Origin of the sequence: Duganella sp. Root336D2 (assembly GCF_001425005.1) — a bacterium.
In the GTDB taxonomy this organism is placed as follows: domain Bacteria; phylum Pseudomonadota; class Gammaproteobacteria; order Burkholderiales; family Burkholderiaceae_D; genus Rugamonas.
On the sequence record NZ_LMDB01000035.1, the window covers coordinates 161,903 to 185,602 of the forward strand.

General features: G+C 63.2%; 27 protein-coding genes. 11 read left to right on the top strand and 16 right to left on the bottom strand.

All coding sequences use genetic code 11. From position 1 onward, the window contains the following. Positions 1-3: 3 nt before the first annotated feature. The 5 genes from ASD07_RS21205 to modA all read right to left on the bottom strand — a co-directional run bounded on the left by ASD07_RS21205 (position 4) and on the right by modA (position 3,333). Positions 4-366, bottom strand: a complete 363-nt coding sequence (locus ASD07_RS21205) for a DUF805 domain-containing protein (RefSeq protein WP_055934795.1) — start codon at positions 364-366, stop codon at positions 4-6. A 78-nt stretch (positions 367-444) separates the two neighbouring features. Further along, positions 445-1,245: a TOBE domain-containing protein gene (locus ASD07_RS21210; RefSeq protein WP_055934798.1), complete on the bottom strand. Its 801-nt coding sequence runs from the start codon at positions 1,243-1,245 to the stop codon at positions 445-447. Next, positions 1,238-1,918, bottom strand: a complete 681-nt coding sequence (locus tag ASD07_RS21215; RefSeq protein WP_055934800.1) for a sulfate/molybdate ABC transporter ATP-binding protein — start codon at positions 1,916-1,918, stop codon at positions 1,238-1,240. Before ASD07_RS21215 ends, ASD07_RS21210 begins: the two co-directional genes overlap by 8 nt. Beyond that, positions 1,915-2,589 carry a molybdate ABC transporter permease subunit gene (modB, locus tag ASD07_RS21220; RefSeq protein ID WP_055934802.1) on the bottom strand — a complete coding sequence of 225 codons (675 nt, stop codon included), beginning with the start codon at positions 2,587-2,589 and terminating at the stop codon, positions 1,915-1,917. Before modB ends, ASD07_RS21215 begins: the two co-directional genes overlap by 4 nt. 3 nt (positions 2,590-2,592) lie before the next feature. Next, positions 2,593-3,333, bottom strand: coding sequence for a molybdate ABC transporter substrate-binding protein (modA, locus tag ASD07_RS21225; protein WP_055934804.1), 741 nt, complete (start codon positions 3,331-3,333; stop codon positions 2,593-2,595). Between the two features lie 110 nt (positions 3,334-3,443). Here modA and ASD07_RS21230 point away from each other — a divergent pair, with 110 nt between their 5' ends. The 5 genes from ASD07_RS21230 to cydX are packed head-to-tail and all read left to right on the top strand — an operon-like array spanning position 3,444 to position 7,078. Then, a complete protein-coding gene (locus ASD07_RS21230) occupies positions 3,444-4,028 on the top strand; it encodes a GbsR/MarR family transcriptional regulator (protein WP_055934807.1) in 585 nt (194 codons plus the stop codon). After that, positions 4,025-4,234 carry a cytochrome oxidase putative small subunit CydP gene (cydP, locus tag ASD07_RS21235; protein WP_055934811.1) on the top strand — a complete coding sequence of 70 codons (210 nt, stop codon included), beginning with the start codon at positions 4,025-4,027 and terminating at the stop codon, positions 4,232-4,234. Before ASD07_RS21230 ends, cydP begins: the two co-directional genes overlap by 4 nt. After that, on the top strand, positions 4,218-5,774 hold the full coding sequence (locus tag ASD07_RS21240) for a cytochrome ubiquinol oxidase subunit I (RefSeq protein WP_055935389.1): 1,557 nt from the start codon (positions 4,218-4,220) through the stop codon (positions 5,772-5,774). The genes cydP and ASD07_RS21240 overlap by 17 nt, the downstream gene beginning before the upstream one ends. After that, positions 5,771-6,913, top strand: coding sequence for a cytochrome d ubiquinol oxidase subunit II (gene cydB, locus ASD07_RS21245; RefSeq protein WP_055934814.1), 1,143 nt, complete (start codon positions 5,771-5,773; stop codon positions 6,911-6,913). Before ASD07_RS21240 ends, cydB begins: the two co-directional genes overlap by 4 nt. Before the next feature lie 12 nt (positions 6,914-6,925). Continuing rightward, the gene (cydX, locus tag ASD07_RS21250; protein WP_055934817.1) at positions 6,926-7,078 is read left to right on the top strand and encodes a cytochrome bd-I oxidase subunit CydX; all 153 of its coding nucleotides are present in this window, start codon (positions 6,926-6,928) and stop codon (positions 7,076-7,078) included. Between the two features lie 6 nt (positions 7,079-7,084). Here the strand turns inward: cydX and ASD07_RS21255 are convergent, their stop codons facing one another. Together ASD07_RS21255 and ASD07_RS21260 are read right to left on the bottom strand one after the other, a co-directional pair. After that, entirely contained in the window at positions 7,085-7,300 is a 216-nt protein-coding gene (locus tag ASD07_RS21255) for a hypothetical protein (RefSeq protein WP_055934820.1), read from the bottom strand. Then, the gene (locus ASD07_RS21260; protein ID WP_055934823.1) at positions 7,301-8,146 is read right to left on the bottom strand and encodes a GIY-YIG nuclease family protein; all 846 of its coding nucleotides are present in this window, start codon (positions 8,144-8,146) and stop codon (positions 7,301-7,303) included. It lies immediately after the preceding gene. Between the two features lie 26 nt (positions 8,147-8,172). Here ASD07_RS21260 and ASD07_RS21265 point away from each other — a divergent pair, with 26 nt between their 5' ends. Then, on the top strand, positions 8,173-8,673 hold the full coding sequence (locus ASD07_RS21265; protein WP_055934825.1) for a YgjP-like metallopeptidase domain-containing protein: 501 nt from the start codon (positions 8,173-8,175) through the stop codon (positions 8,671-8,673). Here the strand turns inward: ASD07_RS21265 and ASD07_RS21270 are convergent. From ASD07_RS21270 to ASD07_RS21310, 9 genes are all read right to left on the bottom strand, one after another. Further along, entirely contained in the window at positions 8,670-9,206 is a 537-nt protein-coding gene (locus ASD07_RS21270; protein ID WP_055934828.1) for a TIGR00730 family Rossman fold protein, read from the bottom strand. The genes ASD07_RS21265 and ASD07_RS21270 overlap by 4 nt on opposite strands. Beyond that, positions 9,203-9,868: a TetR/AcrR family transcriptional regulator gene (locus ASD07_RS21275; RefSeq protein ID WP_055934831.1), complete on the bottom strand. Its 666-nt coding sequence runs from the start codon at positions 9,866-9,868 to the stop codon at positions 9,203-9,205. Before ASD07_RS21275 ends, ASD07_RS21270 begins: the two co-directional genes overlap by 4 nt. Before the next feature lie 59 nt (positions 9,869-9,927). Continuing rightward, a complete protein-coding gene (locus tag ASD07_RS21280) occupies positions 9,928-10,275 on the bottom strand; it encodes a phasin family protein (RefSeq protein WP_055934834.1) in 348 nt (115 codons plus the stop codon). A 176-nt stretch (positions 10,276-10,451) separates the two neighbouring features. After that, complete coding sequence (locus ASD07_RS21285; RefSeq protein WP_055934837.1) at positions 10,452-14,066, bottom strand: EAL domain-containing protein; 3,615 nt, start codon at positions 14,064-14,066, stop codon at positions 10,452-10,454. A gap of 35 nt (positions 14,067-14,101) precedes the next feature. Beyond that, complete coding sequence (locus ASD07_RS21290; protein WP_055934840.1) at positions 14,102-15,070, bottom strand: PAS domain-containing sensor histidine kinase; 969 nt, start codon at positions 15,068-15,070, stop codon at positions 14,102-14,104. Positions 15,071-15,140: 70 nt separating this feature from the next. Next, the gene (locus ASD07_RS21295) at positions 15,141-16,016 is read right to left on the bottom strand and encodes a triacylglycerol lipase (RefSeq protein ID WP_229207238.1); all 876 of its coding nucleotides are present in this window, start codon (positions 16,014-16,016) and stop codon (positions 15,141-15,143) included. A gap of 15 nt (positions 16,017-16,031) precedes the next feature. Next, the gene (locus ASD07_RS21300; protein ID WP_055934845.1) at positions 16,032-17,639 is read right to left on the bottom strand and encodes a GMC family oxidoreductase; all 1,608 of its coding nucleotides are present in this window, start codon (positions 17,637-17,639) and stop codon (positions 16,032-16,034) included. Next, positions 17,636-18,133, bottom strand: a complete 498-nt coding sequence (locus tag ASD07_RS21305) for a hypothetical protein (protein ID WP_055934848.1) — start codon at positions 18,131-18,133, stop codon at positions 17,636-17,638. Before ASD07_RS21305 ends, ASD07_RS21300 begins: the two co-directional genes overlap by 4 nt. A gap of 68 nt (positions 18,134-18,201) precedes the next feature. Next, a complete protein-coding gene (locus ASD07_RS21310) occupies positions 18,202-18,963 on the bottom strand; it encodes an RNA methyltransferase (protein WP_055934851.1) in 762 nt (253 codons plus the stop codon). 151 nt (positions 18,964-19,114) lie between these two features. Between ASD07_RS21310 and ASD07_RS21315 the strand changes: the two genes are divergently transcribed. The 5 genes from ASD07_RS21315 to ASD07_RS21335 all read left to right on the top strand — a co-directional run bounded on the left by ASD07_RS21315 (position 19,115) and on the right by ASD07_RS21335 (position 23,677). Then, on the top strand, positions 19,115-19,897 hold the full coding sequence (locus tag ASD07_RS21315; RefSeq protein ID WP_055934854.1) for an inositol monophosphatase family protein: 783 nt from the start codon (positions 19,115-19,117) through the stop codon (positions 19,895-19,897). 152 nt (positions 19,898-20,049) lie between these two features. Then, entirely contained in the window at positions 20,050-21,471 is a 1,422-nt protein-coding gene (locus tag ASD07_RS21320) for a DEAD/DEAH box helicase (RefSeq protein ID WP_082507484.1), read from the top strand. A 95-nt stretch (positions 21,472-21,566) separates the two neighbouring features. Continuing rightward, positions 21,567-22,349 (top strand): 2-oxo-tetronate isomerase, encoded by a 783-nt coding sequence (gene otnI, locus ASD07_RS21325; protein ID WP_055934856.1) that lies wholly within the window; start codon positions 21,567-21,569, stop codon positions 22,347-22,349. A 72-nt stretch (positions 22,350-22,421) separates the two neighbouring features. Further along, complete coding sequence (locus ASD07_RS21330; RefSeq protein WP_055934859.1) at positions 22,422-23,222, top strand: hypothetical protein; 801 nt, start codon at positions 22,422-22,424, stop codon at positions 23,220-23,222. Then, positions 23,219-23,677, top strand: a complete 459-nt coding sequence (locus tag ASD07_RS21335) for a hypothetical protein (protein WP_055934862.1) — start codon at positions 23,219-23,221, stop codon at positions 23,675-23,677. The genes ASD07_RS21330 and ASD07_RS21335 overlap by 4 nt, the downstream gene beginning before the upstream one ends. Positions 23,678-23,700: the final 23 nt, after the last annotated feature.

Genomic DNA, 23,700 nt, shown 5'->3' on the forward strand with positions numbered 1-23,700 from the left:
GTCTTACTTTGCGATGTTCACTTGCAGGTAATCGTGGCGCGACAGCGGATCGTCGCCATAACGGTTCTTGCCTTCCCCGCCGCGGCGGCCAAGCAGGAGCAGTACCCAGAGCGGGCCCAGGACCGGGATCAACAGCAAAAGAAGACTCGGGCCGGAGCGGCCGATATCGTGCAGGCGCTGGGTGGAGACGGCCAGCGCGCCCCAGGTGAATGCCAGCGCGAACACTGCGGCGCCGGGATCGCCCAGCATCTCATTGGCAAGCATGCCGAAGGCCAGGCAAACCAGGCCAAGTGCGATGATGCGTGTCAGCCAGGTGCGGCGATTGATGCGCCCCTGGCATCGGAAATATTTTGCTAGCAGTTCCATTTCATTTCCCACAAAGGACGGGGCAGGCCCGAAAAGGGGACTAGCTTAGCAAATCCTCATAAAGTTGCATAACGGAATTCATAACGGAACACCGATGATCACGCTGGATGCCTTGAACAGGGCCGTCGCTTCCACGCCGACTTCCAGTTCCATCGATTGCTCGCTGTCGCGCGTGACGGTAGCCGCAATTGTGCCGCCGCCGGGCAAGGCGATGGTCACCTCGGAATTAACGGCGCCAGGCTGCACGCGGCATACCGTGCCGCGCAGCTGATTTCGCGCCGACAGTCTGGCGGTTTCGCCGGTCGCCAGGATGATCGAAGAAGCCTTAACTAAAGCGAAAGCTTCAGTTCCTTCTTGCAAACACAGGCTTTCTGCGCTCTCGTGTGTGATGATTGCAACAATCTCCTGCCCGCCAACAATACGCAGGATGATTTCGTCATTGACCGCACCGCGCTTGATGCCCGCCACGGTGCCCGAGAATTGATTGCGCGCGCTGGTTTTCATTTTCATCGATTGCAACAGGAGGTAATCATCTGCCAACCCTTGCGATTGGCGGCTCAGGTGTTTCATGAACACGCTGTGCTCATATTCGATGCGGCGGAAGTTCGCCACCAGTTGCGCGCCGCGGTGCGTCAGCCGCGTGCCGCCGCCGCCCTTGCCACCTGCCGAACGTTCCAGCAGCGGCTCGCCGGCCAGGTTGTTCATCGCATCGATCGCATCCCAGGCGGCCTTGTAGCTCATGCCGATTGCCTTTGCGCCTTGCGTGATCGAGCCGTGTTGCGCGATGCTGGCCAGCAGTTCGACGCGCTGGTGGCCGCCGAAGTCCTGGCCATCGAGCGTGATCCATACTTCGCCTTGCAGTGCCACCTGCTTAACCATTGCCGCCCTCCCCGGCCACGCGGCCGTTCGCCATCGTCAATACATGGCCGCCGAACGTAGCGGCATCGTCAGGATCGTGCGTAATCAGCAGCATCGGGATATCAAGCCGCCGTTGCAATGCATCGAGTTCGGCGCGCATACGTACGCGCAGGGCCGGGTCCAGTGCGGCGAAAGGCTCGTCGAGCAGTAATGCGCTCGGCTCCGCCACCAGGGCGCGCGCCAGCGCCACGCGCTGCCGCTGGCCACCGGACAATTCCGCTGGCCGCTGGTGCGCCACTTCGGCCAGCCCGAAAGCATCCAGCCAATAGCGCACCGCTTCCGGCTCGCCGCGCGGCGCTGGGTTGAACCAGCCGTGCCGCAAGCCGAAACCGATATTCTGCCGCACGTTCAGGTGCGGGAACAGGGCATAGTCCTGGAACAGGTAGCCCACGCGCCGCTTGCGCGCAGGCACATCGATGCCCGCGCGGCTATCGAACAGCTTCTGCCCATCGACTTCGATCACGCCGCTGTCCGGCCGCGCCATGCCGGCAATCGCCTTCAGCATCTGGCTCTTGCCCGCGCCCGAAGCGCCATAGATCACTACGCGCTTGCTTGCAGATTCAAATTGGGCATCAAGCTGGAAGCTGCGCTGGCCGGAATGCAAGGTCTTGCGGATGTTCACGCTGATCGTCATGCCGCCCCCTGCGCACGGTTCGGCACCAGCCGGTTGGCCGCGACCAGCACGATAATGCAGGTCACCGACGTGATGATCACCAGCAGGTTCGCTGTATCGTCCTGCCCCGCCTGCACTGCCTCATAAACGGCAATCGACAGCGTCTGCGTCTTGCCGGGAATGCTGCCGGCCACCATCAGCGTGGCGCCGAATTCCCCCATCGAGCGCGCGAATGCCAGCAAGGTTCCGGCCAATACGCCGCGCCACGCCAGCGGCAGGCTGACGCGCAGGAAAACAGCCAGCGGCGGCACGCCAAGCACGCTGGCGGCCTGCTCCATCTGTACGTCGACCGCTTCGAATGCCGAGCGCGCGCCTTTCAGCACCAGCGGGAAAGCCACGACCGCGGCGGCGATGACCGCACCCTGCCAGGTGAAAATCAGGTTGATGCCGAAATGCTGCTGCAGCCAGTGGCCAAGCGGACCATTGCGGCCGATCAGCACCAGCAGGTAGTAGCCAAGCACCGTCGGTGGCATCACCATCGGCAGGGTGAGCACGGCATCCAGCACATCGCGCCCGGGAAAACGGCCGCGTGCCAACAGGTAGCCAAAGCCGACGCCCAGCACCAGGTCAATCAAGGTCGCCCACAACGCCACCTTCAGTGACAAGCCAAGGGCAATCAGCGCAGCATCCATGCTTTATGGTTTTCCGAATCCGAAACGCGCCAGGATGGCCTGGCCGCCCGGCGACAGGATGAACTCCGCAAAGGCGCGGCCGCCTGCCGCATTCGGCGCATCCTTGATCACAGCCAGGGGATAGGTGATTGGGCCGCCGCCCGGCACGACCATTGCCGTGCGCACCTTCTCCGCCTGCGAGGCGACATCGGTCTGGTACACCAGCCCCGCCTCGACCTCGCCGCGCGCGAGGTAATCAAGGCTCTGGCGCACATTGGTACCGAACACGAACTTCGGCTCCAGCTCGCCCCACAGCCCCACTTTTTCCAGCGCGCCCCTGGTGTAGCGGCCAACCGGCACGCTGGCCGGATTGCCGGTGGTCAGGCGCTGGACTGCCGGCTGGCGCAAGTCGGCCAGCGTGCGCAGGTCCAGCTTGCTGCCGAAGGGCACGGCGACCACCAGGCGGTTGCTGGCGAAGTTGCGGCGGCTGCCCGGCGCCACGTGCGGCTGGGCCTTATCCATGGCCTCCTGGTCGGCGGACGCGAACAGGTCGACCGGCGCGCCCTTGGCAATCTGGGCCACCAGTGCATCGGATGCGGCGAAGTTCAGCAGGACCTTGTCGCCCGGATGGGATGCTTCGAAAGCAGCGGCTGCCTCACGGAAAGCGTTGTTGAGACTGGCCGCGGCGGATACAGTGATATCGGCAGCAGAGGCGGCGCCGGCGGCAAACATCAACAGGACAGCAGCGACACGTTTCATCAGCATTCCTTTCCAAAAGCGCAATATACATGATTATACAGCGCAAAGTTTTTTGAATCCTTTTATAATTTCAGGAATTACTGAAAATTCAAAAACTCAAGGAAGTAGGTCAAGCAATGGTGAACCTGAGCCCCCTCGCACAAAAATTCATCCTCCACTTTGGCGAAATGGGCAGCCGCTGGGGGATCAACCGCACCGTCGGGCAGATCTATGCCCTGCTCTATGTCAGCAACCGCCCGCTGAACGCCGACGAAATCGCCGAACACCTGGAATTCTCGCGCTCCAACGTCTCAATGGGCCTGAAGGAGCTGCAGTCCTGGCGCCTGGTCAAGCTGCTGCACCAACCGAACGACCGCCGCGAATATTTCGAACCGCCGAAAGACGTGTGGGACATCTTCAAGGCCCTGTTGGAAGAACGCCGCCGCCGTGAAGTCGAACCGACGCTGTCGATGCTGCGCGACGCCATGTTGGAATCGGCCGCCACGGCGGAAGACCGCTACGCCCAGGAACGCATGCGCGAAATGTACGAGCTGATCGAGCTTTCCAGTTCCTGGTTCGACGACGTGCAGCGCCTGTCGCCGGACACCCTGGCCTCGCTGATGAAGATGGGTTCCACCGTCAAGAAGCTGCTCGACGTCGGCGACGTCGTGCGCGGCAAATTCCGCTCCAGCCGCAGCGAGGCTGAAGAGGACAGCAAATGAAGCCCCCCGGCCGCCGCGGCCTGGCACTGACAATCACGATCGCACTGGCCGTGAAGGCCGTGCTGCTGTACGGCCTGTGGTACGCCTTTTTCTCGCACCCGCAAACCAGGAAAATGCGGCTGCCGACCGGGCAGGTGGAGAACCATCTGCTCGCAGCGCCCGCGCCAACCCTTCCAGAAAAGGTGAATGATGGCACCCGTCGATGAAGTTGTCGCCCTGTCCCGGCTGCAGTTCGGGCTCACGGCTCTCTACCATTTCCTGTTTGTCCCGCTCACGCTGGGACTGTCCTGGATCCTGGTCATCATGGAGTCGGTGTACGTGATGACCGGCCGCGAAATCTATCGCGACATGACCAAATTCTGGGGCAAGCTGTTCGGCATTAACTTTGCCATGGGCGTCACCACCGGCATCACGCTGGAATTCCAGTTCGGCACCAACTGGGCCTACTACTCGCACTATGTGGGCGACATCTTCGGCACGCCATTGGCGATTGAAGGGATGATGGCCTTCTTCCTTGAATCGACCTTCGTCGGCCTGTTCTTCTTCGGCTGGAGCAAGCTGTCCAGGCGCCAGCACTTGTTTGTTACCTTCCTGGTGGCCCTTGGCTCCAGCCTCTCTGCGCTGTGGATCCTGATCGCCAACGGCTGGATGAACCACCCGGTCGGCGCGGAGTTCAATTACGAAACCATGCGCATGGAACTGACCAGCATCGCCGACGTGATCTTCAACCCGGTGGCGCAAGTGAAGTTCGTGCACACCGTGGCTGCCGGCTACGTGACGGCCTCGATGTTCGTGCTTGGCGTCTCTGCCTGGTACCTGCTGAAGGCGCGCGACGTGGCATTTGCCCTGCGCTCGTTCGCGATTGCGGCCGGCTTTGGCCTGGCGTCGACACTGTCCGTGATCGTGCTGGGCGACGAATCCGGCTACACGGCAGGCGAAGTAAACAAGGTCAAGCTGGCGGCGATTGAAGCCGAATGGCATACGGTCCCGGCCCCTGCCGGCATCACCGTCTTCGGCCTGCCGAACGACAAGGAAGAGCGCACCGATTACGCGATAAAGATCCCCTACGTACTGGGCCTGATCGCAACGCGCTCGGTCGATAAGCAAGTCACCGGCATCAAGGATTTGAAGGACGAGCATGAGGTCCGCATCCGCAACGGCATGAAGGCGTACGCCGCCCTGCTCCGCCTCAAATCGGGCGACAGGTCGCCGGCAGCGGTGGCAGCCTTCAAGGCACTGCAGGACGACCTGGGGTATGGCCTGCTGCTGAAAAAGTACACGCCGAACGTGGTCGACGCCAGCGACGCGCAGGTCAAGATGGTGGTGGACGACACCATTCCCAAAGTGGCCCCCTTGTTCTGGGCCTTCCGCGGCATGGTGGGCTTGGGACTGGCCTTCCTGTTCATCTTCAGCGCCTCGTTCTACTTCCTGGTCCGCCAGCGCCTGGCGCCGCAGCGCTGGTTGCTCAAGCTGGCCGTATTCGCGATCCCGCTGCCGTGGATCGCGGCGGAACTGGGCTGGATCGTGGCCGAATACGGCCGCCAGCCCTGGACGATCGCTGGGATCTTGCCGACACACCTGTCGGCCTCCAATATCCAGCCGTCGAACCTGTATTTCAGCCTGGCCGGCTTTGCCCTGTTCTATACGGTCCTGCTGGTGATTGAAATGAAGCTGATGTTCAAGTACGCACGCCTCGGCCCAAGCGCCCTGCACACCGGCAAATACCATTGGGAGCAACAATCATGATCTTCGATTACGAAACTTATAAAGTGATCTGGTGGTGCTTCGTCGCAGTGCTGCTGCTTGGCTTTGCGCTGACCGATGGCTTCGACTTCGGCGTCGGCATGTCCCTGCCCTTCCTCGGCAAGGACGATATTGAACGCCGCGTCATCATCAACACCATCGGCCCGACCTGGGAAGGCAACCAGACCTGGTTCATCGCCGCCGGCGGCACCTTGTTCGCCGCCTGGCCGCTGGTCTACGCGGCTGCGTTCTCCAGCCTGTACATTGCGTTGATCGTCGCCCTGTTCGCCCTGTTCTTCCGACCGGTGGGCTTCGACTACCGCAGCAAGATCGCCGACCCGCGCTGGCGCAATACCTGGGACTGGGGCCTGTTCATCGGCGGTTTCGTGCCGCCGCTGATCTTCGGCGTCGGCATGGGCAATGTGCTGCAAGGCATACCGTTCCGCTACGACGACCTGCTGCGCCTCGAATACACCGGCAACTTCTTCCAGCTGCTGAACCCGTTCGGACTGCTGTCCGGCGCGCTGGCCGTCGCCATGCTGGCCATGCACGGCGCCACCTTCCTGCACCAGAAAACGGAAGGCGTGATTGCCGAACGCGCGCGCCGCATGGCGATGATCGCCGCCGCACTGACCATCGTCTTGTTCGCCGCCGCTGGCGTCTGGGTCGCCACCGCGCTGCCAGGCTACCGCATCACCGCCATGCCTGATGCCGGCAGCGCCTTCATGCCGCCTGCGAAAACGGTGGTGCTTGCAGCCGGCGCCTGGAGCGACAATTACTCGCGCTGGCCGCTGACGCTGGCCTTCCCCGCCGCAGCCATCTCCGGCGCCGTGCTGGCGATCGTGCTCAGCGCCGTACGCCGCACGGTTGCAGCCTTCCTTGCCAGCGGCATGAGCGTGGCAGGGATCCTGCTCACCGCCGGCGGCGCCATGTTCCCCTTCGTGCTGCCATCCTCGCTGGCGCCATCGCACAGCCTGACCGCGTGGGATGCCACCTCCAGCCACAAGACGCTGGCAGTGATGTTCTGGGTGGTGGTGGTCATGCTGCCGATTATCGTGATGTACACAAGCTGGGTGTACCGCGTAGTGCGCGGCAAAGTCACCGCCGCCCACATCCACGAAAACGAACACACCGCTTATTGAAAGGAGTCAGCCATGTGGTACTTCACCTGGATCCTCGGCATCTGCGTCGCAGTCTTTGCCGCCATTATCAATGTGATGTGGCTGGAGGCAAACTACGCCTTCGGCGAGCGCAACGAGGACCTGACCCGCGCCCGCTTTGAATCGGCGCGCGACGCCGACACCTGATAGCGCTCAGGACAGCTTGACCACTTCAGGATAAGCTGGCCGCGCCTCTTCGTGGAAAAGATCACCGAGATAGAGCGCCAGGTCGGCCTCTTCGACGTCATGCGGAATGACGAAATCGGCCGGCCGGCGCTTGCCGTCCGAACCGGGGTAGAAGGCAGCCCACTGGCTGCCCTGGCGCTCGATATGGATGCGGGTGCCGAATACATTGAACTTCAACGACATTCAAAGCTCCTCGATGCGTAAGGTGCCCGACTGCAGCGGGCGCACCAGGATATTGTACACATCGATATCGAAGCCAACTGCCGCGGTACGCGGCTTGTCCACGCCAAGGTAGCACCAGCGATCGACGATCGCATGCTGGCGCAGTCCGCCCGATTCTTCGACGATCCCCACGGCGCCCGCGAACGGCCAGCGTGTCACGCGCAGCGGCTCCAGCGCCAGCCGCACACGTGCCGCGTGCTCGGCTGCCGGCTCTTCGCCAGTACAAGCGCCCTGGCAGCGTCCCACTTGCCGCGCAAAGCACGGCCGCCCCGGCATCCCTTTCTCCAGCCCCGTCGCCACTGTGCACAGGGCGCGCGCATGCACCACGTCGCGCAGGGTTTCAATAGCCGCCTTCCTGCTGCCGAACAGGCCATAGAGCTGCTCGGCCAGCGCAAAGTCAACCTCGCGCGCGAAAACAATTTCTGGCCGGTCGCCCGCCATGCTGATCGAACACATCTCTCGCATCCGGCGCAATTTGGAATTAAAAACGGGCTGGTACTGTTTGACCAGTTCCGATTCGCGCAGCAAGGCGCCAATTTCCCCGCCGGTACGCTCGAAGTCGATGGCGGCGGAGCGCGCCAGCATCTGCATTTCCTCCGCAGTACGCAGGTGCGACAGCACCCGCGTCCGGATATTGACGCTCTTGCCGATGTAAACCGGCTTGCCGGCAGCATCGCGGAAGATGTATACGCCCGGCAGCGACGGCAGGGCGTCGATGCATTCTCTGGGGATGTGGGCGGGATAGCTGAAGTTCAATACGGGGTCGCTGACCACCAGCAGTCCCACCGAATTGACGTGGGTGCGCATGCGGGCATGATACCATTCGGCCCGCCATGAAATACCTCAGCGCTTACTCAGAACAGACACTTTCCCAGGTCCGCCAGGTGATGGACCAGGGTCGCCTCGGCGAAGTACTGCTGCAACGTTATCCGAAAGCCCACGAAATCCGCAACGACCGTGCGTTGTACGACTACGTCCAGGATTTGCGCAACGAATTCCTGCGCAATGCCGCGCCGATCGACAAAGTGGCATTCGACAGCAAGATCCATGTGATCAACCACGCACTCGGCCTGCACACCTCCGTGTCACGCGTCCAGGGCGGCAAGCTGAAAGCCAAGCATGAGATCCGCGTAGCGACAATGTTCCGCGACGTGCCGCTCGAATTCCTGCGGATGATCGCGGTGCACGAGCTGGCGCACGTAAAAGAAAAACAGCACGACAAGGCGTTCTACAAGCTGTGCACCTATATGGAGCCGAACTACCACCAGTACGAGTTCGACACCCGTCTATACCTGACGCACCTCGATGCGTCAGGCAAAAAGCTCTGGTCTTAGCCGCGCAGGCTTTGCACCAAGGCCATCGGCGAAGCGTTCACGCGTACCAGGGCCGCATGCTGCGGTTTGATGAAGCCTTCGTCGCGCGCGTGTTCGATGAAACCGACCAGCTTGTCGTAAAAACCGTCCACGTTCAGCAGGCCAACCGGCTTGCTGTGGATGCCAAGCTGCGACCAGGTCAGCATCTCGAACAGTTCTTCCAGCGTGCCCATGCCGCCCGGCATGGCGATAAAGCCGTCGGACAGCTGCGCCATCATGGCTTTACGCTCGTGCATGTCCTTGACGATGAACTGGCGCGTCAGGCCGCTGTGGCCCACTTCGCGTTCGACCAGTGCGGTCGGGATCACTCCCGTCACTTCGCCGCCAAGGCGCAGCACCTCGTCGGCGATCACGCCCATCAGGCCCACATTGCCGCCGCCGTACACCAGCGCCAGGTTCTGCTCCACCAGCGCGGCGGCCAGCGCACGCGCCTGTTCGGCGTAACGAGGGGAAGCGCCGGCATTGGCGCCGCAATACACGCAAATCGATTTCATTTGAGCTTCTTCAGGTATTCTTCGGACAGTTTCTGGAACAGCAGGCTGGTCTCGCCGCGCAGGTAAGGCCCAATCTGGGACAGCACCTGGTAGCAGCCGCGCGCCAGCGCATCGGCCATCGATTGCTGCTCGGAGTATTTGCGCGGATTGCGCACGTATTCGTAGGACAGCCAATAAGTCGCCACCACCACCATATTCACCGACATCGCGTCGATCGCCATATCGCTGGCTTCCAGCGAGCCTTCGCTGCGCAGGTCCAGGCACAGGTTGCGCGCCACCTTGATCTTGTGGGCCAGCAGTTCCTTGAATTCCAGCTCCAGCTTGCGATTGCGCGACAGCAGGTCGTTCAGGTCGCGGTAGAAGAAGCGGTAGCGCCAGATCAGCTCAAACATCAGGTGCAGGTACAGCCACACGTCCTCGACATTCGAGCGGCGCCCGCTCGGCACCTGCAGCATGCGTTCCGCTTCGGCCTTGAACTGGACGAAGATGGAATTGACGATGTCGTCCTTGTTCCTGAAATGGTAATAGAGGTTCCCCGGGGAGATATTCATCTCCTCGGCGATAACGGTGGTCGTGATGTTTGGCTCGCCGAACTCGTTAAACAAGCGCAGCGAGAGTTCCAGGATGCGTTCGCGGGTTCGTCTTGGCGCTTTTTGTAGCATAACAGGGGGGGTCTATTGTTTCCCCTGCAAGGATATCACTATTAGAAGTTTTCCAGAAGTTACGCTTTTTTCGTTGTCGCCTTTTTGACTGGCTTTTTCACCAACGCTTTCAATTCTTCGACCTGCCGGCTTAGTTCCTCCATCCGCTCGATCAAAGCGTTGATGTCCTGCCGCATCGGCACGCCGATCGAGTCCAGCGCCCGGGTTACCCGCTCTTCGAACACTTTTTCCAGTGAATTGACCGTTTCACGCACATGGCCGGCGCGGTCGCCTTCGACAGCCCGGGCCCGTTTTTGCAGGTCGGTAAATGCCCCCAGGCCGGCTTTCCAGATTTCCTGCGCCGATTCGCGTACTGCCTTGGTCAGCCGTTCTTCGCTTTCTTCAAACGATTTCGTCTTCTTCCCCATGGCGGCGGCTCCTGTAATAATTCTGGGGCCATTGTACGGCGCGCACTCTAGAAAGGGGCTTCTAATACGGACTGCAATGCCCGCATGGAACGCATCGCTCGGCTACCGCACGGCCTTGCTGGAAGCGGGTTTGATGGGTGAAACGGATGCCCGGGCGCACGGGCAGGCCTGGCCGGCTAATTGAGATATTGCGGCGCCCGGAACTGCGAATGCAGCCGGAAGCCTTCGCGTATATTCTCCCGCAACACCGCCCCCTTCCACGGCTTGGTATAGAAGCGGTCAATCGCCCCGTGATTGATGGCCGCCATGATCGGCGTCAGGTCGGCATACGCCGACAGCATGATCCTGAAGGTATCCGGCGCCAGGTTCTTGACCCGCTCCATGAACTCCGTACCGGTCATCATCGGCATGCACTGGTCGCACAGGATCACCTGCACCCGGTGGCGCGCCAGCACATCGAAGCCTTCCGCCGCCGTCTGCGCGGTCAGGATCCGGTAGCCGTCCTGCGCCAGGAAGTCGCTCAGCACATCGAGCATGAAGGCGTCGTCATCGACAATCAGCAGGGTTTGCTGGTCGACGATGCTCTCTTCGCTCGGCGTTTGCAGGTGGCGCCCTTCGCGCAGCATCTGCACGAAGTCGGGCTCCGGCAAGGGGCGGCTGAAATAATAGCCCTGCATCTCATCGCAGTCGTGGCGCCGCAGGTAGGACAGCTGCGCGTCCTTTTCCACGCCCTCCGCAATCACCTTCAGCTTCAGGCTGTGCGCCATGTTGATAATCGCCAGCACGATCGCCGCATCATCCGGATTGCTGGTCACCTCGCGCACGAAGGCGATATCGATTTTCAGCTTGTCGATCGGGAAGCGCTTCAGGTAAGCCAGCGAAGAATAGCCGGTGCCGAAATCGTCAATCGAAATCTTCACCCCGAGCGCCTTCAGGTTCTGCAGCACGGTGATGGTTTCTTCTGCATTGGACATCAGCGAGCTTTCGGTCAGCTCCAGTTCCAGCAGTTCCGGCGAGATGTCGTTCTCCTTGATGGCGCGCATCACTTCCTCTTCCAGCCCGCCAACGAAGAACTGGATGCCCGACACGTTGACCGACAGGTGCACCGATCCCACATCGCCCTTGGCCCATTCCGCAATCTTGCGGCAGGACTCATGGATCACCCAGCTGCCAACCCGCACAATCAGCCCCGTTTCTTCCAGCAAGGGGATGAACAGCGCCGGCGACACCATGCCGTGGCCGGGGCGCTCCCAGCGCAGCAGCACCTCGGCGCCGCTAATGCGGCCGGAAGCGATATGCACTTTGGGCTGGTAGAACAGGCGGAATTCACTGTTGTCGATCGCGCGGCGCAGCGCGTTCTCCATGTCCAGCCGCGCCAGCGATTGCGCATTCATCTCCGCCGTGAAGAAGCGGAAGGCATCGCGTCCGGCTTCCTTGGCGCGGTACATTGCCGTATCGGCATACTGGATCAGGGTATCGGGATCGCTGCCATCCTCCGGGAACACGGAAATGCCGATGCTGGCCGTCACCGTCACCTCATGCCCCTTCAAGTCAAAGGGCTGGCGCATCGCGTCGCGGATCTTGTCGACCACCGCAATGGCGTTCTGTGCGCCTTCCGGCAGCATCAGGATCGCGGCGAATTCGTCGCCGCCGAAGCGCCCGATGGTATCGCGCACGCGCAGGCACTCCACCAGCCGGCTGGAAAACTGCCGCAGCAGCTCGTCGCCAATGGTATGGCCCAGCGTGTCGTTGATATTCTTGAAGCGGTCCATGTCGAGGAACAGCACCGCCAGCGCCCAGTTATGCTCGGCCGCCTGCTTCAGCGACAGCGTCAGCGAATCATAGAACTGGCTGCGGTTCGGCAACCCGGTCAGGGTGTCGAAGTGGGCCAGCTTGAGCAGGCGGCGCTCAGCCTCCTTGCGCTCCGTGATATCGCGCGCGACCGCCACCAGGATCCAGTTCTGGCCCGAACGCAGCGTGCGGCGCTGCACTTCCACCGACAGCGGCGAGCCGTCCTTGCACTCTAGCAGCAGCTCGGCCATCGCCCCGCTCTGGTCGCCCGCCAGCAGCTTGTCGTACAGGTCCTGCAACGGCTGCAGGCCAGGCTCGCGCTCCGGCCCCACTTTCAGGAATTCCTCGCGCGCGAAACCCAGCATGCGGCAGGCCGTGACGTTGACGTCGATGAAGCAGGAATTGGCGCGGTCGACCAGGAAGATCGCGTCTGCCGTTGCATCCATCGCCAGCCGGAAGCGGCGCAAATCTTCGTCGAGCCGGATGCGCGCATTCATGTCCAGCTGCAGCTGGGCGTGGTGGCGGCTGATTTCCTCGTACAGCAGCAGGTTTTCGTAGGCGACCGAAATCTGCGCCGCCACCGTCACCGCCACCCGCTCATCGACTTCATTGAATTCCTCGGCGCCCAGTTTGTCCACCAGGTACAGCCAGCCGTGCACGCGCTCGCGCGAAGCGATCGGCACGCCCAGGAAGGAATGCACCGGCGGGTGCCCGACCGGCAGGCCGATTTCGCGCGGGTCGCCGCCCAGGCGGCTCATGCGCACCGGCTGGCGCTGCTGCAACAGGCTGTCCAGGATGCCGGCGCGCGGCCGGGCCGCCACCACCCTGGCATGCTCGCCCACGCCGCAGGTCGCGAAATAGCTGGTTTCCTGCGCATCCTGTTCCAGCACGCCGATGCAGGCAAAACGCGACACGCAGATATTCTGCGCCACGCGCACCCCGATTTCGATCAGTCCCTGGGCATCGCGTTCGGCGCCAAGTTCGATGCCCAGCTCGATCAGCGCCGTCAGGCGCAGGCTGACGGCCTGCAGGCTGGAGAGCGAGCGCGACAGCCGCTCCGTCATCTGGCTCAGGTGTTCCGGCTCCTCATGCCCCTCGCCATTGTTGGCAATGCGCCTAATGTGCTGGCTGCTCGACTCCAGCTCATCGATGTATTCGGCGACCTTGTGCTCGATATCGAACAGGCGCCCCTGGTCGGGCGGCTCGGGCGCGAACGCCGGCAACGCATCGCCCTGCTCCACCATCCCCAGCGCCTGGTGCACCGTCTTCAGGATCACGTCCGGGTCGGACGGCTTGGGCAGCACCCAGCGCACGCCGCAGGCTTCGGCCACTGCCATGGCTTCGCGTTCGCGGTAGGTCGCGGTATAGAAAATGATCGGTACGTCCGCCAGCTCCGGCTTGCTGCGGATGCGGTTGACGAATTCATAGCCATCCATGTTCGGCATCAGGATGTCGGAAATGACCAGGTCCGGCCGTTCCGCCTCCATCACCTTCAGGCCCTCCATGCCGCTGGCCGCTTCCAGCAGCCGGTGGCCGCTGTAGCCGAGCAACGTCATCAGGAATTCGCGGTTCAGCACATGGTCGTCGACGATCAGGATCGTCGCGATGTCGTTCTCATCCCGGGGCGACATCTCCCCCGGTAAAAAAGACTCGATTTGCGTAACAAAGGTATCGGGTTCGATCGGTTTGCCGATATAGCCGTCAAACCCGGCAGCCAGCAGTTTTTCACGGTCGCCGACCATCGCCAGTGCGGTCACGGCCAGCGCGGGGATATCTTTCAGGTTGGGGTCTTGCTTCAGTTGCGCCACCACGCCGTAGCCATCGAGCTTGGGCAGGTGCACGTCGCAGATGATCAGGTCGGGTACTTCGCGGCGCGCCACCTCCACGCCTTCCTCGCCGTTGTGGGCCAGGAGCGGCTGGTAGCCGAAGGCGCGGAGCAGGTACACCATCAGCTCCATATTCGTAGGGTTATCTTCGATAATCAGGATGCGTGCTGACATTGGTACTCCTGTCAATGTATCGCCTCTAGTATCCGCTATTCCAGCGGCAAAGTGAGCACAAATATGCTGCCGTTGCCCGGTTTGTCGAAATGCCGTATCGATCCGTTCAGCAGCGCCGCCAATTTCTGGCTCAGGCGAATGCCCAGTTGCTGCATGATGTCTTCCGTGATCCCGACCCCGGTATCGCTGACACTGACTTGCACAACAGCCTTGCCCTCTGCCACGCTGCGTTCCAGCGCGATACTGACCTCGCCCCGTTCGGTAAATTTGATCGCGTTATTCAGCAGGTTGCCCAGGATTTGCTGCAAGGCGCGGCGGTCGGTGCGCAGCATCAGCGCCTGCGCCGGCGCGCGCAAATGCAGCACCAGCCCTTTCTGCCTGGCCTGCGGCCGCAGCGCCAGCACCAGTTCTTCGACGATGGCGCGGCAATTCAGCGGCTCGCGATGCAGCTCCACCTTGCCCGATCCGATCTTGGCAAAGTCCAGCAAATCGTTGATCAGGGAAAGCAGGTGGCGGGCACTGGCTTGCACGGTACGCAGTTGCTTGTCCTGGTCCGCGTTCAGGGGGCCCGGCAGCTGCATCAGCAAGGTGCCGGTAAAGCCGATGATGGCATTCAGCGGCGTGCGCAGCTCATGCGACATGCCGCCCAGGAAGCGCTCCTTGGCCTGGCTGGCTTTCGCCAGCTCGCTGATATCGCGTACGGAATGCACTTGCAGCTGGCGGTCGCCGTCACGCAGCTGGCTGCTGCGCAGGTCGGCCGGGAACCTGTCGCCGCCCTTGCGTACCCCGCAGGCCTCCGGCACTTTGGGCAGCAGGGTTTCGATGGCCATGCCGCGCAGTTCCCCCGGCAGGTAGTCGAACAGCTCTTCCGCGCGGCAGTTGGCCAGCACGATGCGGCCACTTGCATTGGCCACCAGGATGGCATCCGGCATGGATTCAAGCAGGCCGCCGAGATGCTCGCCGGCCGCCAAGGTGTCTTCGATCTTGCCGTAGTCTGTCGCCATCGTCCCGCTTTCTGATTGAAACCTACTCGGATCAAAAATTGCAGCGTTTCTTGCTTGGCCTCAAGACAGTCTAAGTGATACCTAAAATCTCCGCAAGAATGTGACTCGCAATGGCGGGATGGCGGCCCATGCCGACGTGGCCGATGCCATGCAAGGCGATATTGCGGGCACCAGGCAGATGGCAGGAATCCTGCGGCGCGATGATGTTGTCGTGCCAGGAGTAGATGGACGTGAAGAGCCCGCGCTGCCCGCGGTCGGCGGCATCGAGCTGCGCCAGCCATTCCGCATCGCGCCGCATCTGGCGCGCATTGTGGCCCGGCCCCATATGCGCCAGGTCGGTGCCATGGTGCGGCGTGGCCAGCGTGATGATGCGCGCCACGCGCCCCGCGCCAAAGCGGCGCAGCCAGGCGCGTGCCACCAGCCCGCCCATGCTGTGCGCCACGATGACGACTTTTTCGCTGCGGCTGGCGGCAAGCAGCGCCTGCACACCCTGCTCCAGCTGCAAGGCAAAGTCCTCGATATCGCCGAACACCGGCTCCAGGTCCACGGTAGCGTGGCTGTAGCCGCGCTGCTCCAGCTGGCCGGCAAGGTGGACCCAGAAGCCGCCGTTGGCGCCGTAACCGTGCACCAGCAGCACCGGCAAGCCGCGCGGCGCACTTGCAATATGCATGCGCGGCCGGTGGCGCAGCATATGCCAGGACGTCACCGCCATGGTGGACGCATACTCGTGAAAGAATAGCTGCGCGCGTTGCAGCATGCCGATTTGCGCGTGCTCCGGCACCGGCCGCAAGGTCATGCGGAAATTGTTGGCGGTGATCGCCAAGCGTACCAACAGTACAACGATCACCGCCAGCAGCAGTGCGACGTCGGCAGGAACCACGCGCGACAGCCCCCACGCGATGCCGCCCGCAACGGCCACCTGCATGGCCATGATCATCAGCAGCATGCGTTTTACCATTGGTCAGGCCTGGCGTGACAGGCGCTCGGCCAGGCCGCTTGCCAGGCGGGCCGTGACGCCGTAAATCGACAACTGCGGGTTGGCGCCGATCGAAGTCGGGAACAGCGAGCCGTCATGCACCGACAGGTTGGCGATGCCGCGATACAGGCCGTCCGGCGCCACGACGCCGCTGGCGGCATCGCCCGTCATGGCGCAGCCGCCCATCACGTGGGCCGACACCACGCGCGTCAACAGTTTTTGCATCGGCAGTGCGGCGATGGACCGGCGCGCCTCGTCCCAGTTCCTGTACGGCTGCGCCACCAGTTCGTGCACCGGGCTCACGCCGTCGGCGCCGGCGGCGAACTGGATTTCCGCCATCGTCAGCAGGGCGCGGCGGGCGCCTTCCCAGAAATAAGGGGTCAAGGGGTAATCCAGTTGCGGCGAGCCGTCGCTGCGCAGCGTGACGCGGCCGCCGGCGGCATCCTGGTGGAAGCCGTCGCGCAGCAGCGCCAGCATGCCTTGCACATGGGCGAAGCGCTTCATCAGCTTGGCATGGGCCGCGCCGTAGGCCGACAGCGTGGTGGCGCCAAGCACCGGATGCAGCGGAGCGACTTCCAGCTTGTAGCCCATCGGGCCGTCGAGCGCTTGCGTGTGCAGGAAGTGGTCGGAATACACGGTCTGTGGCGCACCGCTGAAAGCCTCCACTGCCTGCGGGTAAAGGCCCATCGAGATCACCACCGGGTGCAGGAAGGTGCGCTGGCCAAGCAGCTGGTGCGGATCGGGCGCGCCGGAGCGCAGCAGCAGCGCCGGCGAATTGATCGCGCCGCCCGCCACCACGAAGTGGCGCGCCTTGAGCGTGATTTTGCGCCCGGTCGGCTCCATGCCGTCGGCGGTCAGCGCCACGCATTCCAGCGCCGTGGCCTGCCCGCCGGCCAGCGTGAAGCGCTCGGCGCGGGCGCGCGTCAGCAGCACCGCGCCCTGTTCCAGCGCCGACGGAATGGTAGTCACCAGCATCGACTGCTTGGCGTTGGTCGGGCAGCCCATGCCGCAGTAGCCCAGGTTCCAGCAGCCGTTGACGTTGCGGCGGATCAGGGCGGTCTTGATGCCCAGCTTTTCGGCGCCGCTGCGCAGCAGGTCGTTGTTGGCGTTCGGCGGCGTCGGCCAGTCGTTGATGTGCAGGCGCTCTTCCATCTTCTGGAACCACGGCGCCATCTGTTCCACGCCGTAGTCGCGCAGCCCGTATTGCGACTGCCACCAGGCCAGCGTGTCGGCCGGGGTGCGGAAGCTGGAGGTCCAGTTGACCACCGTGGTGCCGCCCACGGTGCGGCCTTGCAGGATGTTGATCGCCTTGTCGGCGGTCTTGCGGGCGGCCGAATCCTGGTACAGCGAAGGATAGGCGTCGGCCTCGCGCATCTTGAAATCCTTCGACGATTTCAGCGCGCCCTCTTCCACCATCAGCACTTTCAGGCCGGCCTGCGCCAGGATTTCGGCCGTCACGCCGCCGCCGGCGCCGGTGCCGACCACCACTACGTCGGCATCGAAGCTGCGGTCCTGCTGCAAAGCGGAAGCGTCGATGACTTGCCAGCCGGCGGCGATGCCGGCCTGGATCGGATCCGGGATCGGGCTGCTCATGCGCTCAGCTCCTTCATCGGGCCGGAGTAGGCGATCGCCGCCCAGCTTGAAGGCTCGGCATACCAGCCGCCAAGCACCAGGTCATGCAGGCCGTGGTAAGCCGTCTGCAGCATCTCGGTACGGTGGGTGCGCCAGCTTTGCAGGAAGGCCGCCAGCTGCTCCGGTGTCGCCTCCGGCCAGGCCGGCACACCGGCCAGCAGGCGGCGCGTGGGCGCCATGGAGAGCAGGCCAAACAGGTCGCTGATCTCTTTTTGTACCCGCAGCGGCAGGCCGTTGACGGCCGCACCTACACGATCGATACCGGCTTCCAGCGCGGCCGCATCGGGGGTAAAGCCAATAATGGCCGGAAGCAGGACGGCCAGCATGGCGCGGCCCTCGGCGTCGAGCGCGAAACGCCGCGCCGGCGCCGGGCGCAATTGCCGGTACACCGCCCCGCCCGCGACGAGCGCCAGGCCGCCCAGCAGCCCAGCTTTCAAAAATGATCTGCGTTGCATTTAGTCCCCTGTTAATAGTTATACGGGGATTCTAAGGACGCCGCCGCGCCCCGACTAGAGAAAGGACTCTAATCCTTGCGGCTGCGGGCCTGCACCTGGCGCGCAATGCCGCGCAGGATGTTGACCTCTTCCGTTTCCAGGCCGGCGCGCGCAAACATGCGCTTCAGGCGCGGCATCAGCTTGCGCGGGTTGCTGGCATCGAGGAATCCAACCTCGACCAGCGCCTGTTCCAGGTGCTCATACATGCCCTCGATCTGCGCCGAGCTGGCCGCTTCACCCTGGAAACCGACCGGGCTGGCCGCGCGCTGGCCATCCAGCGCCGCCATGCGGCACTCGTACACCAGCACCTGGGCCGCCTGCGCCAGGTTCAGGGACGAATAATCGGGATTGGCCGGAATATTCACCAGCACATTGCAAGGTTCGACGATCTCGTTGGGCAGGCCGAAGCGCTCATTGCCGAAGATCAGGGCCGCGCGCAACTCGGCGCCGGCCGCCAGTTGCCCGGCGAATTCGCGCGGCGTCACCACCGGCGGCGAAAACTCGCGCAGCCGCGCCGACACGGCTGCCGTGAAATTGATGCCATCCAGCGCTGCGGCCATGCTGCCCACGATGCGCGCCGCGGCCAGGATGTCCTGCGCGCCGGAGGCAAAGGCCACCGCTTCCTCGTGTTGGCAGGCCCCTGCGAAGCGCGGATTGACCAGCACCAGGTCGGAAAACCCCATGGTTTTCATAGCGCGCGCCACCGATCCGATATTGCCCGGACGGCTGGTTTCCACCAAAACGACACGGAGGCGGTGGAAGGCGGAGGATGCGGTTTCGGTCTGCTTCATTTACAATAGCGGGATTCTGCGTTGGGCCGCATTTTACCTTGCCCGCACAACGCGCCGCTCTTTTTCAATCTTGTCATCATTTCCGCTGCCGGATGCGCGAAGCGTTTCCGTGGGCGGCAATGTCTATTTTACGGAAGCTAGTATGCACCCAATGCTGAATACGGCCATCAAGGCCGCGCGCCGTGGCGCCGCTGTGATCAACCGCGCATCGTTTGACCTGGATCGCGTCAACGTAACTGAAAAACAACACAATGACTTCGTCACTGATGTTGACCAGGCCGCCGAACAGGCCATTATCGAAGTGCTGCTGAAAGCCTACCCTGGCCATGCCATCTTCGCCGAAGAGTCCGGCATCACCGGCACCGTAAATGACGAGAGCGAATACGTGTGGATCATCGATCCACTGGACGGCACCACCAACTTCATGCACGGCTTCCCACAGTACTGCATCTCCATCGCCCTGCAGCAAAAAGGCGTGGTGACCCAGGCTGTGATCTACGACCCGGTACGCAACGACCTGTTTACCGCCTCCAAGGGCGCCGGCGCCTACCTCAACGAAAAGCGCATCCGCGTCAACAAACTCGACCGCATCAGCGGCGCCCTGCTCGCTTCCGGCTACAAGCCGGGCAGCCCGGCCGCCATTGCGGAATTCGCCAAGATGTTCACCATCATGGCTGAGCGCTCGCACGGCATCCGCCGTGCCGGTTCCGCTGCCCTGGACCTGGCTTACGTCGCTTGCGGCCGCCTCGATGGCTACTACGAGAAAAACCTGAAACCATGGGACATCGCGGCCGGCGCCCTGCTGGTCACCGAAGCCGGCGGCATCGCGGGCGAGTTCAACGGCGAATCCAACTATATGAACAGCGGCCACATCATTGCGGCCTCGCCAAAAGTGTTCGGCCAGATGGTTGGCTTGCTGGCAGAGTTTGCATAAAAACTAGCCCAAAATCGCCACACAATGGGGCCCTGCGGGGCCTCTTTTGTTATTGCTGTGCGTCAACGAATCTGACTTACTGTTATACTCCGTACAGCGCCGACGTTTCCGTATGGCAATAATTTCCACATAATTTATATAATAATCACACTATGTCTTTTTCCGATCTCGGCTTGTCCGATGCCATCGTGCGCGCGGTCGCCGAAACCGGCTATACAGCCCCTACCCCGATCCAGAGCCAGGCGATTCCAGCCGTGCTGAACGGCGGCGACCTGCTGGCAGGCGCCCAGACCGGCACCGGCAAGACCGCCGGCTTTACGCTGCCGATCCTGCATCGCCTGTCCACCGACGCCTTCGGCAGCAAGCTGGCGAACAATACCTCGCCGCGCCCGATCCGCGCCCTGATCCTGACCCCGACCCGCGAGCTGGCGGCCCAGGTTGAAGAAAGCGTCAAGACCTACGGCAAGTACACCAAGCTGAATTCGGCCGTGATCTTTGGCGGCGTCAGCATCAACCCGCAGATCAAGCTGCTCAAGCACGGCGTCGACATCCTGGTTGCCACCCCGGGCCGCCTGCTGGACCACATGGGCCAGGGCACCGTCAACCTGGACAAGGTGGAAATCCTGATCCTGGACGAAGCCGACCGCATGCTGGACATGGGCTTCATCCGCGACATCCGCAAAGTGCTGGCCGCCCTGCCGCCGAAGCGCCAGAACCTGCTGTTCTCGGCCACCTTCTCCGACGAGATCAAGGCGCTGGCCGACGGCCTGCTGGACCAGCCGAAAACCATCGAAGTGGCACGCCGCAATTCGACGGTGGAAATCATTTCGCAGAAAATCCACCCGGTCGACCGCGACAAGAAGCACCCGATGCTGTCGCACCTGATCCGCACCCACGCCTGGACGCAGGTGCTGGTGTTTACCCGCACCAAGCACGGCGCCAACAAGCTGGTCGAACAGCTGGGGCGCGATGGCGTGAAAGCCATGGCGATCCACGGCAACAAGAGCCAGACCGCGCGTACCCGTGCGCTGGCCGAGTTCAAGGATGGCACGCTGCAGTGCCTGGTCGCCACCGATATCGCCGCGCGCGGCATCGACATCGACCAGCTGCCGCACGTGGTCAACTACGACCTGCCGAATGTACCGGAAGATTATGTGCACCGTATCGGCCGCACCGGCCGCGCCGGCGCCAAGGGCGAAGCCGTGTCGCTGGTGTGCGTCGATGAACACAGCATGCTGCGTGACATCGAGCGCCTGATCAAGCAAACGCTGCCGCGCGAAGTGATCGAAGGCTTCGAACCGGATCCGAATGCCAAGGCACAGCCGATCCAGTTGCGCAGCGGCGTCGGCCACCACCAGAACCGCCCGCCGCGCGCCGGTGGCGGTGGCGGTAACGGCAACGGCGGCGGCAACCGCGGCCAGAACGGCCAGGGCAAGCCACGTGTCGCCGCCAACGGCAACGGCAGCGCCCCGCGCGGCGCCGCTCCAGCCGGCATCCGTCGCGACGCCCGTCCAGGCAGCAGCCCAAGCGGTTCCCGCCCATCCAACGCCCCGCGCAACCGCCCACCACGTTAAATGTCCGTCTTGGGGTCAGGAACGGAAGTGGACATTCCGAGAAAAAATGTCCACTTCTGTTCCTGACCCCATGGTGGACATTTATAATCTGCGGCATGCCTAAGTTCGCTGCCAACCTGTCCATGCTGTTCACCGAAGCGCCGTTCATCGAGCGCTTCGGGCTGGCGCATGCGGCGGGTTTCAAGGGCGTGGAATTCCTTTTCCCTTACGCCTTCGATTCCGACGAGATCAGGCAACGCTTGCAGCGCCACCAGCTGCAACTGGTGCTGCACAACCTGCCGCCGGGCGACTGGCAGGCGGGCGAACGCGGCATGGCTTGCGATCCACGCCGTTTCGAGGAATTCCAGGACAGCGTCGGCATGGCACTCGAATACGCCCGGGAGCTGGGCACGCCGCGCGTGCATTGCATGGCCGGCATCCTGCCCGGCGGACTGGCGCCCGAACGTGCGCGCGAGGCGTATATCCGTTCCCTGCAATACGCTGCCGACCAGTTCGCACCGCACGGCATTGAGGTGTTGATCGAGCCGATCAACCACTTCGATATTCCCGGCTACTTCCTGAACCATAGCCGGCAGGCGCTCGACATCATCGCCGACGCCGCGCGCCCGAACCTGTTCCTGCAGTACGACATCTACCACATGCAGCGCATGGAGGGCGAACTGGCCAACACCATCCGCGCCTGCCTGCCCAATATCCGCCACCTGCAGCTGGCCGACACGCCGGGCCGCCATGAACCGGGCACCGGTGAAATCAACTACCCTTTCCTGTTCGACCTGCTTGACGAACTGGGCTACCGGGGCTGGATCGGCTGCGAATACGTGCCGAGCGCGCGTACCGAAGACAGCCTGGCCTGGCTCGAACCGCACCTTCGCGCCTGACCTTTGCGCTGGCGCAAACGCGCCGCCAGCGCCGAGGTGCAAGATGGTCCCTGCCGCCCGAGGAGACCCATCATGAAACGCTGCCTGTGCATTCTGTTGTGCCTGCTTCTGGCGGCCTGCGCCAGCAATCCGCGCCTGCAGGAAGTGCGCGCCCTCGCCGCTGACGCGCCCAAGCTGGCGGGATTCAACGACCTCAGCCAACGCTTCCGCGACACTTACCAGCGCGAGCAGCCTTACCTTGGCGCCGCGGCCATCCAGCGCGAAGAGGCGCTCGACCGCAAGCGCCGCGACGCCTATCCCGATTTCATCGCCCTGCATACTGCGGCCACCACCTACCTGCGGGCGCTTGGCGCGCTGGCCGGTGGCGACACTTTCCAGTACGGCGACCAGGTCAAGCAAATGTCCGCCAGCATCAAGGCCTGGCCCGATACCGGCCTGAGCGACCGCCACGTCAACGCCTACTCGGGCCTGCTGCGCCTGCTGCTGCGCGCCGCCACCGCGCGCGAGCAGGACCAGGCCGTGCAAGCCATGCTGCGCGAAGGCTATGAGCCGCTGCAAGGCACGCTGGATGCGATGGACACCCTGCTGCGCTACTTCAATAAGAACCACGACAACGAGCAGCGCATCGTGCTCGGCATGCTGGAAGTGGAAATCCCCTACGCCGAGGCGCCGCGCGACCGCCTGCTGGCGGCACTGGCGCGCTCGCACCAGCAGGAGAAGTCGAAGGAATACCGCCTGCTCGGCCTGCGCCACACGCTGGCCTCGCAAAACATCGAGGCCATCCGCGAACGCCATGCGGCCCTGTATCGCGGCCTCGATCCGCTGCCGGCCGCCGCCATCCCATCCGCCATCGCCAAAGGAGCCCAGCCATGAGCCTTACTGCCGCCCTGCCGCACGACCTGGAAACGCTGGCCGACAGCCTGTCCGCCAGCGCCGACGAACTGCACGAGCGCATCATGCGCGGCATCCGCCAGCAGCAGCGGCTGGAGGGCGGCAATGGCGGCGCCGCGCCGCTCACGCAGGGCGCCGCCCAGGCCCTGTTCGAAAATGAAGTCGCGCTGCGCCAGCAAGCCAATAGCCTGTATGTCGACGCCGCCAGCCACTCGCTGGAAGGGATGGGCGTCACCTTGCCCGAGCTGCTGCGCCTGGCCGCCGAAACGCGCGCAACCATCCGCCGCATCGAGCGCGTCAAGGAGCTGGCCGGCATCAGCGCCGACTTGCTGGCCGTGGCAGCGGCGATTGCCGCGGCGCGCCCGGAACACTTGCTGGCGCCGCTGGAAAGCCTGAAAAAACAGCTCGCCGCACGGCATGCACGCGAGAGTGCGTAAATAACGCAGCAGGCATACAATGG

Excerpts from the sequence above, each read along its gene's own strand:
- ASD07_RS21205 (WP_055934795.1), bottom strand. The coding sequence starts at position 366 with ATGGAACTGCTAGCAAAATATTTCCGATGCCAGGGGCGCATCAATCGC.
- ASD07_RS21210 (WP_055934798.1), bottom strand. The coding sequence starts at position 1,245 with ATGGTTAAGCAGGTGGCACTGCAAGGCGAAGTATGGATCACGCTCGAT.
- ASD07_RS21215 (WP_055934800.1), bottom strand. The coding sequence starts at position 1,918 with ATGACGATCAGCGTGAACATCCGCAAGACCTTGCATTCCGGCCAGCGC.
- modB (WP_055934802.1), bottom strand. The coding sequence starts at position 2,589 with ATGGATGCTGCGCTGATTGCCCTTGGCTTGTCACTGAAGGTGGCGTTG.
- modA (WP_055934804.1), bottom strand. The coding sequence starts at position 3,333 with ATGCTGATGAAACGTGTCGCTGCTGTCCTGTTGATGTTTGCCGCCGGC.
- ASD07_RS21230 (WP_055934807.1), top strand. The coding sequence starts at position 3,444 with ATGGTGAACCTGAGCCCCCTCGCACAAAAATTCATCCTCCACTTTGGC.
- cydP (WP_055934811.1), top strand. The coding sequence starts at position 4,025 with ATGAAGCCCCCCGGCCGCCGCGGCCTGGCACTGACAATCACGATCGCA.
- ASD07_RS21240 (WP_055935389.1), top strand. The coding sequence starts at position 4,218 with ATGGCACCCGTCGATGAAGTTGTCGCCCTGTCCCGGCTGCAGTTCGGG.
- cydB (WP_055934814.1), top strand. The coding sequence starts at position 5,771 with ATGATCTTCGATTACGAAACTTATAAAGTGATCTGGTGGTGCTTCGTC.
- cydX (WP_055934817.1), top strand. The coding sequence starts at position 6,926 with ATGTGGTACTTCACCTGGATCCTCGGCATCTGCGTCGCAGTCTTTGCC.
- ASD07_RS21255 (WP_055934820.1), bottom strand. The coding sequence starts at position 7,300 with ATGTCGTTGAAGTTCAATGTATTCGGCACCCGCATCCATATCGAGCGC.
- ASD07_RS21260 (WP_055934823.1), bottom strand. The coding sequence starts at position 8,146 with ATGCGCACCCACGTCAATTCGGTGGGACTGCTGGTGGTCAGCGACCCC.
- ASD07_RS21265 (WP_055934825.1), top strand. The coding sequence starts at position 8,173 with ATGAAATACCTCAGCGCTTACTCAGAACAGACACTTTCCCAGGTCCGC.
- ASD07_RS21270 (WP_055934828.1), bottom strand. The coding sequence starts at position 9,206 with ATGAAATCGATTTGCGTGTATTGCGGCGCCAATGCCGGCGCTTCCCCT.
- ASD07_RS21275 (WP_055934831.1), bottom strand. The coding sequence starts at position 9,868 with ATGCTACAAAAAGCGCCAAGACGAACCCGCGAACGCATCCTGGAACTC.
- ASD07_RS21280 (WP_055934834.1), bottom strand. The coding sequence starts at position 10,275 with ATGGGGAAGAAGACGAAATCGTTTGAAGAAAGCGAAGAACGGCTGACC.
- ASD07_RS21285 (WP_055934837.1), bottom strand. The coding sequence starts at position 14,066 with ATGTCAGCACGCATCCTGATTATCGAAGATAACCCTACGAATATGGAG.
- ASD07_RS21290 (WP_055934840.1), bottom strand. The coding sequence starts at position 15,070 with ATGGCGACAGACTACGGCAAGATCGAAGACACCTTGGCGGCCGGCGAG.
- ASD07_RS21295 (WP_229207238.1), bottom strand. The coding sequence starts at position 16,016 with ATGCTGCTGATGATCATGGCCATGCAGGTGGCCGTTGCGGGCGGCATC.
- ASD07_RS21300 (WP_055934845.1), bottom strand. The coding sequence starts at position 17,639 with ATGAGCAGCCCGATCCCGGATCCGATCCAGGCCGGCATCGCCGCCGGC.
- ASD07_RS21305 (WP_055934848.1), bottom strand. The coding sequence starts at position 18,133 with ATGCAACGCAGATCATTTTTGAAAGCTGGGCTGCTGGGCGGCCTGGCG.
- ASD07_RS21310 (WP_055934851.1), bottom strand. The coding sequence starts at position 18,963 with ATGAAGCAGACCGAAACCGCATCCTCCGCCTTCCACCGCCTCCGTGTC.
- ASD07_RS21315 (WP_055934854.1), top strand. The coding sequence starts at position 19,115 with ATGCTGAATACGGCCATCAAGGCCGCGCGCCGTGGCGCCGCTGTGATC.
- ASD07_RS21320 (WP_082507484.1), top strand. The coding sequence starts at position 20,050 with ATGTCTTTTTCCGATCTCGGCTTGTCCGATGCCATCGTGCGCGCGGTC.
- otnI (WP_055934856.1), top strand. The coding sequence starts at position 21,567 with ATGCCTAAGTTCGCTGCCAACCTGTCCATGCTGTTCACCGAAGCGCCG.
- ASD07_RS21330 (WP_055934859.1), top strand. The coding sequence starts at position 22,422 with ATGAAACGCTGCCTGTGCATTCTGTTGTGCCTGCTTCTGGCGGCCTGC.
- ASD07_RS21335 (WP_055934862.1), top strand. The coding sequence starts at position 23,219 with ATGAGCCTTACTGCCGCCCTGCCGCACGACCTGGAAACGCTGGCCGAC.